General features: G+C 72.0%; 11 protein-coding genes. 7 read left to right on the forward strand and 4 right to left on the reverse strand.

The features are described from left to right. Window positions 1-46: 46 nt before the first annotated feature. The 7 genes from murJ (LG943_RS13325) (at window position 47) to trxA (ending at window position 8703) form a co-directional block, all read left to right on the forward strand. Window positions 47-1780, forward strand: a complete 1734-nt coding sequence (gene murJ / locus LG943_RS13325) for a murein biosynthesis integral membrane protein MurJ (protein WP_270072575.1) — start codon at window positions 47-49, stop codon at window positions 1778-1780. Window positions 1781-1901: 121 nt separating this feature from the next. Continuing rightward, window positions 1902-3752: a murein biosynthesis integral membrane protein MurJ gene (murJ, locus tag LG943_RS13330; RefSeq protein ID WP_270072576.1), complete on the forward strand. Its 1851-nt coding sequence runs from the start codon at window positions 1902-1904 to the stop codon at window positions 3750-3752. 261 nt (window positions 3753-4013) lie between these two features. Further along, entirely contained in the window at window positions 4014-5549 is a 1536-nt protein-coding gene (locus tag LG943_RS13335) for a protein kinase family protein (protein ID WP_270072577.1), read from the forward strand. A gap of 8 nt (window positions 5550-5557) precedes the next feature. Next, window positions 5558-6178, forward strand: a complete 621-nt coding sequence (gene sigM, locus LG943_RS13340; protein WP_179770661.1) for an RNA polymerase sigma factor SigM — start codon at window positions 5558-5560, stop codon at window positions 6176-6178. A gap of 29 nt (window positions 6179-6207) precedes the next feature. Further along, window positions 6208-7080, forward strand: coding sequence for an anti-sigma factor family protein (locus LG943_RS13345; protein WP_270072578.1), 873 nt, complete (start codon window positions 6208-6210; stop codon window positions 7078-7080). 276 nt (window positions 7081-7356) lie between these two features. Continuing rightward, the gene (gene trxB, locus LG943_RS13350) at window positions 7357-8289 is read left to right on the forward strand and encodes a thioredoxin-disulfide reductase (protein WP_270072579.1); all 933 of its coding nucleotides are present in this window, start codon (window positions 7357-7359) and stop codon (window positions 8287-8289) included. A gap of 87 nt (window positions 8290-8376) precedes the next feature. Beyond that, window positions 8377-8703 carry a thioredoxin gene (gene trxA, locus LG943_RS13355; protein WP_270072580.1) on the forward strand — a complete coding sequence of 109 codons (327 nt, stop codon included), beginning with the start codon at window positions 8377-8379 and terminating at the stop codon, window positions 8701-8703. A gap of 478 nt (window positions 8704-9181) precedes the next feature. Here the strand turns inward: trxA and LG943_RS13360 are convergent, their stop codons facing one another. The 4 genes from LG943_RS13360 to LG943_RS13375 form a co-directional block, all read right to left on the reverse strand. Next, on the reverse strand, window positions 9182-10105 hold the full coding sequence (locus LG943_RS13360; protein ID WP_270072581.1) for a ParB/RepB/Spo0J family partition protein: 924 nt from the start codon (window positions 10103-10105) through the stop codon (window positions 9182-9184). A gap of 25 nt (window positions 10106-10130) precedes the next feature. Then, the gene (locus LG943_RS13365) at window positions 10131-10961 is read right to left on the reverse strand and encodes a ParA family protein (protein ID WP_270072625.1); all 831 of its coding nucleotides are present in this window, start codon (window positions 10959-10961) and stop codon (window positions 10131-10133) included. A gap of 179 nt (window positions 10962-11140) precedes the next feature. Further along, window positions 11141-11860, reverse strand: a complete 720-nt coding sequence (rsmG, locus tag LG943_RS13370) for a 16S rRNA (guanine(527)-N(7))-methyltransferase RsmG (RefSeq protein WP_270072582.1) — start codon at window positions 11858-11860, stop codon at window positions 11141-11143. A gap of 200 nt (window positions 11861-12060) precedes the next feature. Then, the gene (locus LG943_RS13375; RefSeq protein ID WP_270072626.1) at window positions 12061-12573 is read right to left on the reverse strand and encodes a Jag family protein; all 513 of its coding nucleotides are present in this window, start codon (window positions 12571-12573) and stop codon (window positions 12061-12063) included. Between the last annotated feature and the right edge of the window lie 80 nt (window positions 12574-12653).

Below are 12653 nucleotides of genomic sequence, written 5' to 3' on the forward strand. Positions count from 1 at the left end.
GCGCGGCGCTTCGCCCTGCCCACGCAATCCCGAAAGGAGCCGGCCTGTGGCCACCGAGACCACGAACGGCAGCGACGATCCCCCCGTCCCCGGCCCCACCGGCCCCGACGACCCCACCGCGCCCACGGGCGGCGCCAGCGGCGAGCAGGGCTCGGGCGGGTCCGGCGGCATGATGCGCTCCAGCGCCATCATGGCCGTGGGCACCATGGTCTCCCGCGTCACCGGCTTCGTGAAGGCGATCGTGATCGCCGCCGCGCTGGGCACCCAGCTCCTCGGCGACGCCTACCAGACCGCCCAGACCATCCCCTTCATCATCAACGACCTGCTCATCGGCGGCCTGATGGCCAGCGTCGTGATCCCGCTGCTGGTCAAGCGGCGCATGCGCGACGACGACGGCGGCGTCAAGACCGAGAACCGGCTGTTCACCGGCGCGGTGGTGCTGCTGCTGGTGGTCACCGCCGCGGCGGTCCTGGCCGCCGAGCCGATCATCGGCCTCTACCTGGGCGACTCCGACCCCCGCCAGGCCGAGGTCACCGTCTACCTGGCGCGGTTCCTGCTCGCGCAGATCTTCTTCGTCGGGCTGAGCGGCCTCATCAGCGGCATGCTCAACACCCGCAACCGGTTCGGCTCCCCGGTGTGGGCGCCGGTGCTGAACAACATCGTGGTGATCGCGGTCGGCGCCCTGTTCCTGTGGGTGGCCGGAGCCGGCCGCACCGTCGAGACCGTCACCCAGGGCGAACTGGTGCTGCTGGGCGCCGGCACGACCGCGGGCATGGCCGCCCAACTGGTGGTCCTGCTGGGGTCGCTGTGGCGCGCCGGGTTCCGCTGGCGGCCGCGGCTGGACCTGCGCGGCTCCGGCCTGGGCGAGGCGCTGCGCAGCGCCGGGTGGATGTTCCTCTACACCCTGATGACCCAACTCGGGCTGCTGATCACCGCCAACCTGGTCAACCGCGCCGGTGCCGAGAGCGTGCGCCAGGGCCACGACGTGGGCGCCGGCCTGACCGCCTACAACTTCGCCTACACGCTGTTCCAACTCCCGTACGCCATCATCGCCGTCTCGCTGATCACCGTGCTGCTGCCGCAGATGAGCGCGCACGCCACCGAGCGGCGCTGGGACGAGGTCCGCGCCGGGTTCTCCCGCACGCTGCGGATCTCGGCGCTGGTGCTGGTGCCGCTGGGCCTGGCCCTGGCGCTGTACGCGGTGCCGGTGGCCACGCTGGTGTTCGCGCGCGGCAACACCTCCCCCGCCGACGCCGCCAACATCGGCGTGGTGCTGGCCGTGATGGCGCTGGGCCTGGTGCCGTTCACCGTCTTCCAGTTGATGCTGCGGGTGTTCTACGCCATGGGCGACACCCGCACCCCCGCGCTGATCAGCATCGCCAACGTCACCGTGCACGGCGCGCTCGCGCTGACGGCCTACGCGGTGCTGCCGCCGGACCGCGTGGTGGCGGGCGTGGCCGCCGGTTTCATGTGCTCGTTCCTCTCCGGCCTGGTCATCGCCGGTTTCATCCTCAGCCGCCGCCTGGGCGGGCTTGACGGGCGGCACATCGGTGGCACATTGTTGCGGCTGCACGCGGCCGCCGTTCCCAGCGTCGCCGCGGGCGCGTGCGTCCTGTGGTTCTTCACCACGCGGGTGGGGCCCGGGATCTGGACCAACCTCGGCGCCCCCGTGGTCGGCTGCCTGATCGGCGGAGTGCTGTTCCTGCTGTGCGCCTGGGCGCTGCGGGTGCGGGAACTGTCGGCGGCCGTGGACCTCGTGCGCTCCCGTCTGCGGCGGTAGGCGCCGGCGGCGCGCGGCCGCCGGGCCGCCGCCGCACCCCACCGCCGCCCGCGGCCGTCGTCGTCACCCCCGACCCCGGGACGAAGCCGGCCCCGCCGCCCACAGGAAGCACCACAGGAAGATGGCTCCACCGGTGTCGAACGACCAGACCGGTCCCCCCGCGCCCCGGCCGCGCCGGCGGCTGCCGATGCCCGAGGAGGTCCTCGACGCCGTCGAGCGCACCGAACCGGGGACCCAGCCCGAGCCCGGTCTGGTCGTGGTGCACGACCCGGCCGACTACGGCGACCTGGGCACCGCCGACCGCCCCGGCGAGGAGGGCAACGAGATCGGCGGCGCGGCGCACGCCGCCCCCGACAACCTGCTGCGCTCCAGCGCCGTCATGGCCGTGGGCACCGTGGTCTCGCGCGCGACCGGGTTCGTCCGCACCATCGTGCTGGCGGCGGCGCTGGGCACCCAACTGCTCGGCGACGCCTACCAGACGGCGAACATGGTGCCCTTCGCCGTCTACGACCTGCTGATCGGCGGCCTGCTGGCCAGCGTGTTCGTGCCGTTCCTGGTCAAGCGCAAGAAGCAGGACGCCGACGGCGGCACGGCCACCGAGCAGCGGCTGTTCACGGTGATGCTGCTGGTGCTGGCGGTGATCACCGTGGTGGCGATCGCGGCCGCCGAGCTGCTGATCCGCCTCTACGCCGGCGAGTTCACCAGCGGCCAGCACGACGCCGCGACCCTGCTGGCGCGCTTCCTGCTGGGCCAGATCTTCTTCATCGGCGCCAGCGGGATCGCCAGCGCCATGCTCAACAGCCGCAACCGCTTCGGCGCGCCGATGTGGGCGCCGGTGCTCAACAACCTGGTGATCATCGCCGTGGGCGCGATGTTCCTGGTGGTCGCCGGCCCGGGGAGCACGCCCGAGACCATCACCGACGGCCAGTTGACGCTGCTGGGCCTGGGCACCACCTGCGGCCAGGTGGTGCAGGCGCTCGTGCTGCTGTGGGCGCTGTTCGCCGCCGGGTTCCGCTGGCGGCCGCGGCTGGACCTGCGCGGCTCGGGCCTGGGCGAGGCGGTGCGCACCGCGGCGTGGATGATGCTCTACATCGGCGTGGCGCAGGCGGGCCTGCTGGTGACCACCAACGTCGCCACCCGGGCGGGGGTGCGGGTGGTGGAGTCGGGCGAGGCCGCCGCGGGCGCCGGCATCACCGCCTACCAGTACGCGTCGATGCTGTTCCAACTCCCCTACGCCATCATCGCGGTCTCGGTGATCACCGCGCTGCTGCCGCGGATGAGCGCGCACGTGGCCGACGGCCGCCGGGACCTGGTGCGGGCGGACTTCTCGCGCGGGTTCCGGCTGTCGGCGGTGCTGATCGTGCCGATCTCGGTGGCGATGGTGGTGTTCGCCATCCCCTTCTGCGTGCTGATCTACGCCAACGGCAGCACCACGACCGAGGACGCCCAGGGGATCGGGCGGATCCTCATGGTGTTCTCGGTGATGCTGATCCCGTTCACGCTGTTCCAACTGCTGATGCGGGTCTACTACGCGCTCGGCGACACCAAGACGCCCTCGCTCATCGCGCTGCCCGCCGAGGCGGCCCACGCCGCCCTGGCGATCACCCTGCTGTTCGCGGCGCCGCCCCGGCTGGTGGTGGTGCTGCTGCCGGTGGCCTACGGGCTGTACTACGTGGTGGGCTCGGTGCTGGCCTGGCGCGGGCTGCGCGCCCGCATGAACGGGCTGGACGGGCGGCGGGTGCTGCGGACGCTGCTGCTGCTGCACGTGGCCACGGTGCCCAGCGCGGTGTTCGGGGTGGCGATGATCCTCATGTTCGGGCTGCTGCCCGGCACGGTGCTGCCGTCGCTGCTGGCCATGGCGGCGGGCGGGGTGGTCGGCGCGCTGCTGTTCGTGCTGGTCGCCAAACGACTTGGTGTGACCGAAGTCACAACCTTCTTGGACATGGTACGCGACCGCCTGCTGCGCCGCTGATCACCAGGCGGACATGACCATGTGTAATCGACATAAGGACCCAAATGCTCGCCCACCAGCCCACAACTGGCCACCGAAGGCCCCACTCGGGCGTCCTAGCATGGAACGGCAGTTCTTCGCCGTCGTCCACGTGTTTTCTGAGCTGCCCGAAGGGAGGTTGGGGACAGACAACGACACGGCCGCACTCCCCCGAGCGCTCCCCCTTCCGGCAGCCCCCACTGGAGGCGTCCTCGGTCGGCCGTCACGTCCGTCACTCCCGGCATGAGCACCTTCATGATTGAGCCCGGCGCCCGACTCGCAGGCCGGTACCGACTCGACTCCCAGGTGAGCCAGACCAACGGCGCCGTCCTGTGGAAGGCCACCGACGAAACCCTCGCCCGGCTCGTCGCCGTGTGGACCTTCGCCGAGGACTTCCCCCGCACCAGCGAGGTCGTGCGCGCCGCCCGCGCCACGAGCCGCATCGCCGACTCCCGCGTCACCCAGGTGTTCGACGCCGACGACCGCGACGCGACCCCCTACGTCGTCGAGGAGTGGGTGGCCGGGCAGTCCCTGACCGACCTGCTGGCCCAGGGCCCGCTGGCCCCCGAACGCGCCGCCGGGCTGGTGGCCGAGGCCGCCGAGACCCTGGCCACCGCGCACGCCGCCGGACTCCACCACCTCAACCTCACGCCGGGCAAGCTCATCTGGACGGTGGGCGGCGCCGTGAAGGTCACCGGCATCGGCGTCGACGCCGCCCTGCGCGGCATCGGCGCGGAGAACCCCGTCGCCGCCGACGCCCAGGGCCTGGGCCGCCTCCTCTACGCCGCGCTGACCGCGCACTGGCCCGGCCACGCGCACAACGGCCTGCCCGCCGCCCCCCTCGTGGGCGGCGCCCCCTGCCAGCCGAGCCAGATCCGCGCCGGGATCCCCCAGCACCTCAACGACCTCGCCTGCCGAGCCGCCTTCCAGGCACCGCTGGGCGGCGGGCCGCTCACCAGCGCCCGCGCGATCGCCGACGCCCTGGCCGGGGTGCCGCGCATGGTGCCGCTGCCGGCGGCGCCGCACAGCGCGCCCCAGCCCGCGCGCGGCACCTCGCGGCGCTCCGGCGAGTTCGCGGCGGCCGCGGCCCCCATCGCGCCGCCCCGCCAGCGCCCCGCGCCCTCCCGGCGCGAACGCCGCTCCTCCTCCGGCGGCGGCACCACCCGCACGGTCGCCCGCGCCTTGGTGGGCGGACTCGCCCTGGCCGTGTTCGTCGGCGTCGTGGTGGTCGCCTGGAACATCGGCTCCACCATGAGCGGCGGCGAGGACCCCGAGACCGGCGGCGCCCAGAACTCCACCAACAACGAGCAGCAGGCCGAACTCACCTCGATCCAGCCGGCGTCGGCCGACGGCTACGACCCGCCCCCCAACGGCGACGGCGAGGAGCACGGCGACAACGCCGCCCTGGCGATCGACGGCGACCCCGCCACCGGGTGGAGCACCGAGGGATATGAGTCCGCCGACTTCGGCCGGCTCAAACCGGGCGCCGGGCTGCTGCTGGACCTGGGGCAGAGCACCGAGGTGCACGAGCTGACGCTCAACCTCGGCTCGGGCCCCGCCAACCTGGAGATCCTCGTCGGCGACAGCACCGACCCCGCCGAACTCGGGCAGGGGTCGTCTCCGGCCGCGACCCAGGAGAACGTGAGCGGGGAGGTCGAGGTGGAACTCCCCGATCCGGCCGAAGGACGCTATGTGGTCGTATGGTTCACTAGTTTGCCCCAGGAAGGCAGTGACTACCGGGGGACCATCAACGAGGTCGAGCTGCGCGGGAAAACGTGACGACGGTGATTGACGCGGTTCAGGAGCTCCCGGACAAGGAGTTGTTGTCCAGGCACGCTCAAGGTGACGACCAGGCGTTCGGCGAACTGGTCCGGCGGCACCGCGAGCGCATGTGGGCTGTCGCGATCCGCGTCCTCGGCGACTCCGAGGAGGCGGCCGACGCCCTCCAGGACGCGTTCCTGTCGGCGTTCCGCGGCGCCCACCGCTTCCGCGGCGAGGCCCAGGTGAGCACCTGGCTGCACCGCATCGTCATCAACGCCTGCCACGACCGCATGCGCCGCAAGATGGTGCGCCCGGCCGTGCCCACCGACGACGCCACCCTCGACGTGCTCTCCAACGAGCGCACCCGCCACACCACCCCCGACCCCACCGGCCACTCCGACTCCGCCATGGACGTCCACGCCGCCCTGGGCAAGCTGCCCGAGGAGCAGCGGATGGCCCTCGTCCTGGTCGACATGCTCGGCTACCGCGTGGACGAGGCGTCGGAGATCCTGGAGATCGCGCCGGGCACCGTCAAGAGCCGCTGCGCCCGGGGACGGGCGCGACTTCTGCCATATCTCGCGCATCTGCGGAACCCTGGAAGCCCCCGAGACGTCACATCCCCGAGAGGAGGTGACAGGAGATCGTGACGTCTCATGTGGACGCGGAGACTCTCGCCTTGTCGGCCGAAGGACTGCTGGAGGAGGACGAGGAGAACGCGGTCCGCCGACACGTGCTGGACTGCGCCACCTGCGCCGACCAGCAGGCCCAACTGGCCGAAGTCTCGCGGGTTCTGGCGGAGGTGCCCGCCCCGCCCATGCCCGAGGCCCTGGCCGCCCGCCTCGACGACGCGCTGCGCGCCGAAGGCGAGGCCCGCCGCGCCTCGGGTCCCGGCGGCGCGCCCGCGGTCGGCTCCGCACCACCGCCTCCCGGAGCGGCCAACACCGCCAACGTCGTCCCGCTGCGCCGGCGGCGCGGGTTCGGCGCCAACCGCTGGGTCAACTACCTCGCGGTCGCGGCGGCGGCCGTGGTCGTGGTCGGTGGCGGCAGCGCCGTGCTGCACGGCCTGACCACCACCGGCGGCGAGGCCGGCGCGCCCCCGGCGGCCTCCGCGCCCAGCCCCGGCTCCTCGGGCGAGGGCGACACCGCGCTCAGCTACCAGCCGCTGCTGGTCTCCACCGCCACCGTGTACACCGAGGCCGAACTCGCCGCCCAGGCGCAGTCGGTACTCACCGAGAACGACCCCACCTCCCCCGGCGGCACTGAGGGCGACACTGAGGGACCGGCCGAGGCCAACCGGCCCGACCCCTCGGCCGTCCCCTCCGAGGTCTCCTCGTGCGCGCACAGGCTCGGCCCGCAGGCGGGGGGGCACCCGCTGCTCATCGACTTCGCCGAGTTCGACTCCGGCAGCGGCCCCGAGGAGGCGTGGGCCATGTACTTCGGCACCGAGCCCGGCGGCGGCACCCAGAAGTCCTACGAGGTGGTCGTGGTCCCGGCGGGCTGCGCGGGCGACGACCCCGTGCTGGCCACCGCCGAGGCCCCGGCGCCCTAGCCGGGCGCTCCGGGCCGCCGAGCCCGGCTCACCGGAGCACATCCCAGACGGCCCCCGCCGCGCACCGCGGCGGGGGCCGTCTCGCGTCCCGCGGCGCCGGGTCCCGGCCGCCGGCCCGGGGCGTCCGGCGGGAGTCGACTTGTCCGCGAACCGCCAGGTCGACACGCCCGCGACCGGCCCGGGAATCACCCGGCCCTACCATCTGTTGGTAGAGACGACTTTCCCCGCGGGCCGCCGGAATCCCGGCCCGCAGAGCCGACCGGAGGGCCGACCACCGTGAGTGACGTCCGCAACGTAATCATCATCGGATCGGGACCCGCGGGCTACACCGCGGCGGTCTACGCCGCGCGGGCCGAACTCCGCCCCCTGGTGTTCGAGGGCTCGGTCACCGCCGGCGGTGCGCTGATGAACACCACCGACGTCGAGAACTTCCCCGGGTTCCCCGACGGCATCATGGGCCCCGACCTCATGGACAACCTCCGCAAGCAGGCCGAGCGGTTCGGCGCCGAACTCGTGCCCGACGACGTCACCGAGGTCGACCTCACGGCCGACCCCAAGGTCGTCAAGGTCGGCGACGACGTCCACCTCGCCCGCACGGTGATCGTGGCCACGGGCTCGGGCTACCGCAAGCTCGGCGTGCCCGGCGAGGAGGAGTACTCCGGCCGGGGCACCTCCTGGTGCGCCACCTGCGACGGCTTCTTCTTCCGCGACCAGGACATCGCGGTGGTCGGCGGCGGCGACACCGCCATGGAGGAGGCCACCTTCCTCACCCGCTTCGCCCGCTCGGTCACCGTGATCCACCGCCGCGGCGAACTCCGCGCAAGCAAGATCATGCAGGAGCGCGCGTTCGGCAACGACAAGATCCGCTTCGAGTGGAACACCGAGGTGGTCGAGGTCCTGGGCGACGCCAAGGTGTCGGGCGTGCGGCTGCGCAACACCGTCACCGGCGAGGAGTCCAAGCTCGACGTCACCGGACTGTTCGTGGCGATCGGCCACGACCCCCGCGTGGAGCTGTTCGCCGGCCAGCTCGACTTCGACTCCGAGGGCTACCTCGCGGTCGACCACCCCAGCACCCGCACCAACATCCCCGGCGTCTTCGCCGCCGGCGACGTGGTCGACCACCACTACCGCCAGGCGATCACCGCCGCCGGCACCGGCTGCGCCGCCGCGCTGGACGCCGAGCGCTACCTGGCCGACCACGGCGCCTAGCCGTCCGGCCGCCGCGCGGTCGCGGACCGCGCGGCACCCCCCGTCCCCTTCTGTCGCAGTGCATGTGATCCGACGAGGAGTTTCACCGTGTCCAACCTTAAGCAGGTCACCGACGCCAGTTTCGAGGCCGACGTCATCAAGAGCGACAAGCCGGTCCTGGTCGACTTCTGGGCCGAGTGGTGCGGTCCCTGCCGCCAGGTGGCGCCGATCCTGGAGGAGATCGCCGCGGAGTACGGCGACAAGCTGGAGATCGTCAAGCTCAACACCGACGAGAACCCCAACACCGCCCGCGACGCCGGCGTCATGGCCATCCCGACCATGAACGTCTACCGCGACGGCGAGGTCGTCCTCCAGATCACGGGCGCCAAGCCCAAGCGCAAGCTGCTCCAGGACCTGGAGGAGTTCATCCGCTAAGCGGCGGCGAAGGACCGGCCCCGCGTCCGCTGTTTCACGTGAAACGCCGGGGTCGATACGCCCTCGCCTGAACGCCGATGGCCCCCGAGGACACGTTCCTCGGGGGCCATCAGTGTTCAGGGGACCGCGCGGCCGGCGGTCCGGCGCGACCGTGAATCCCACCGACGCGCGGCGACGGGCGCCCGCACGGCGGCGAACGCCCTCAGCCGCAGCGTCCGGGCCGTCCCAGTCCACGGGCACCTCCCGCCACGGGGCGATCCCCTCCGGGGTCGCACAGCCGATCTCAGGCGCTCCCGTGCCCGCACCCGCCGACGCACCGGTGTGGGGGATGTTGCGGTGCGGCCGTCCGGGAGAAAAGGCGACATACCCGCATAGCGGCATACCCGCATACCCGCATACCGGTGGAGCGGCGGATCGGCCCGCCGACCGGCGCCGGCCCCTGCCCCGCCGGGCCGCCGCGCGGGCGGCCCGTCCCGGGCTAGCGGTCGGTGGCGCCGGGCGCCATGGCGGCGATGATGCGCTCCAGGTCCTCCATCGTCGCGAACTCCACGACGATCTTGCCCTTGGTGCGGCCCTGGTTGATCTTCACGCGGGTGTCGAAGGCGTCGGAGAGGCGGCGCGACCACTCCTCGACCGCCGGGTTGGGCGCGCTGCGCGCGGGAGAGCGGCGCGGCTTGTCCGCGCCGCCGGTCTCGCCGAGAACGATCAACTCCTCCAGCGCGCGCACGGACAGACCTTCCTCCACGATGCGCCGGGCCAGGCGGTCCTGGGCGTCGGAGTCGTCGACGGAGAGCAGGGCGCGCGCGTGCCCGGCGCTGATGACGCCGGCCGCCACCCGCCGCTGCACCGACGGCGAAAGGTTGAGCAGGCGCAGGGTGTTGGTGATGTGCGGGCGGGAGCGGCCGATGCGCTTGGCGAGTTCGTCGTGGGTGGCGCCGAAGTCGTCCAGGAGTTGCTGGTAGGCGGCGGCCTCCTCCAGCGGGTTGAGCTGCTGGCGGTGGAGATTCTCCAGCAGGGCGTCGCGCAGGAGGTCGTCGTCGCCGGTCTCGCGGACGATGGCCGGGATGCGGTCGAGCCCGACCTCCTTGCTGGCGCGCCAGCGCCGCTCCCCCATGATCAGCTCGTAGCGGTCGGGACCGAGCTTGCGGACCACGATGGGCTGGAGCAGGCCGACCTCGGCGATGGAGGCGCGCAGCTCCTCCAGAGCCTCCTCGTCGAAGTGCTGGCGGGGCTGCCGCGGGTTCGGCGTGACGGCGCCGACCTCGATCTCCTCAAGGTAGGCGCCGTTGACCGGTTCCGGGTGGCGCTCGCCCGAGGGCGAACCGTCCCGGCCGGACGGCTCGGGCCCCTGCGGGATCAACGCCCCCAGCCCCTTACCCAGACCGCGCCGCTGCTGGCTCACCGACGTCTCCCTTCACGTCCCATGATCAGTTGTTGGCACCCGTCTTCGCCCGGTAGGCGAGTTCGCGCGCCGCCTCCAGGTAGGCCACCGCGCCGGAGGAGCCCGGATCATAGGTCATCACGGACTGCCCGTAGCTCGGAGCCTCCGAGACGCGGACGCTCCGGGGCACCAATGTCTTGAGTACCAGATCTCCGAAGTGGCCGCGTACTTCATCCGCAACCTGTGAAGCCAGCCGGGTGCGGCCGTCGTACATGGTGAGCAGGATCGTGCTGATCTCCATGCCGGGGTTCAGGTGGGACTTCACCAGTTCGACGTTGCGCAGCAACTGCCCCAGGCCTTCCAGCGCGTAGTACTCGCACTGGATCGGTATCAGCACCTCCTCGCAGGCCACCATGGCGTTGACCGTCAGCAGGCCGAGGGAGGGCGGGCAGTCGATGAAGATGTAGTCGAGGTCGCTGACGTCGTAGGCGGAGAACGCCCGCTTGAGGCGCGACTCGCGTGCGACCAGGGAGACGAGTTCGATCTCGGCACCGGCCAGGTCGATGGTGGCGGGCACGCACCACAGGTTGTCGATGTCGGGGACCGGGCGGGCGAGGTCGCGGATCTCCTCGTCCTCGACCAGGCAGTGGTAGATCGACCGGGAGTCTGCGCCCCGCTCCATCCCCAGCGCGGTGGAGGCGTTGCCCTGCGGGTCGAGGTCGACCACCAGCACGCGGTTGCCGTGCATGGCGAGCGACGCGGCAAGGTTCACCGTGGTGGTGGTCTTGCCGACGCCGCCCTTCTGGTTGGCGACGCTCATGATGCGGCATTCGGCGGGACGCGGCCAGGCGTCCTCGTGGACGCCGCGCACCGACATTGCCGCGCGGGCGGCGCGGGCGATGGGCGTATCGAATTCGACGTCGATCGGGGCCTTCGGCGCCATCAGGTCCACATCTGTTTCACGTGAAACATCGGCGGGCATGGCAGGGTCCTCCCAATGCGGTGTTTCACGTGAAACATAGGCGCCGTCGGACTGGTTCTGGGGCACGAATGACTTCACCTCTTCCGTCCGCGTTTTCTTCGGCCACCACCCGCAGAGCGGCGCGATCGGGATGCATGAGAATGGTCGCCCTCGGATGTGACGGTCACGCGAACAACCGTGGTAGCGGGTTCGACTTTACCGCGCCCGACCCGGATCACATCAGCAACGCAAGGCCGTTGTGCCGACAAATCCCCACGGGCCTCTTCGAGTTCGGCTTCGGCCTGCTCCCCCTTCAGGGCAAGAAGGCTGCCGCCCTTGCCGAGCAGCGGCAGCGCCCATCCAGCGAGGCGGGTCAGCGGCGCCACCGCGCGGGCCGTCACGATGTCGGCGCGCACCTGGGAGCGCACCTCCTCGGCCCGCGCCCGCCGCACCTCCACGTTGTCCAACTCCAGCAGGTCGATGCACTCGCGCAGGAACACGGTGCGCCGCAGCAGGGGCTCCAGCAGCGTCACCGACAGGTCCGGCCGAACCAGCGCCAGCACCACGCCGGGGAGTCCGGCGCCGGAGCCGATGTCCACCACCGTGGCGCCTTCGGGGATCAACTCCTCCACCACGGCGCAGTTCATGAGGTGGCGCTCCCACAGCCGGGGGACCTCGCGGGGGCCGATCAGCCCGCGCTCCACGCCCGCGGCCGCCAGCACTTCGGCGTAGCGCTCCATCCGCGGAAGGGCGGCGCCGAACAGCGCCTGTGCCTGCTCGGGCGGTGCCACACTCCGGTCAGCACCCGAGGCCATCAGTCACCACCTGGTCCCTTCCAATCCGAGCACGGCAAATCGACAGGTCGACATGGCGGGAAATCTCCGGGGCGGTAGAAACAGCGGCGCCCCTCACGATGCTATGCGTGAGGGGCGCCGAAGCCGGACATCGGTGTTTCACGTGAAACCTTCGCGGTACGCCGCTCCGTGCCGGTGGCCCGGCACCGGCCGCGCCCGCCTCAGTCGGCGGGGTAGACCACCACGTAGCGGTTGGGCTCCTCGCCCTCGGACTCGCTGCGCAGTCCGGCGGCGGCGACGGCGTCGTGCACCACCTTGCGCTCGAAGGGGGTCATCGGCTCCAGCGGCTTGACCTCGCCGGTGCGCTTGACCTCGTCGACCGCCTCGGCACCCAGCCGGCTGAGCGCCTTGCGCCGGGAGTCGCGGTAGCCGCCGATGTCGAGCATCAGCCGGCTGCGGTTGCCGGTGGTGCGGTGCACCGCGAGGCGTGTCAGCTCTTGCAGCGCCTCCAGCACCTCACCGTTGTCGCCGATGAGTTCGTCCAGGGTGGCGCCCACCACGGACACCAGGGCGCGGTCGCCCTCGACGTCCATGTCGATGTCGCCGTCGAAGTCGGCGATGTCGAGCAGACCCTCGATGTAGTCGGCGGCGATGTCGCCCTCGTTCTCCAGGGCCTCGATGTCGATGACGGGCTCAGCGGCCTCGTCGTCCTCCGGCGGGGGGGCGTCCGCCACGGCGACGCTCCCGCGCTCCTCCACCGGCTCGTCGGTGTTGCCGTTGCTCACAGCGAGCTGTCTCCTAACGTCTGTGCGGA

It is taken from the genome of Streptomonospora mangrovi (assembly GCF_027604915.1).
Lineage (GTDB): Bacteria > Actinomycetota > Actinomycetes > Streptosporangiales > Streptosporangiaceae > Streptomonospora > Streptomonospora mangrovi.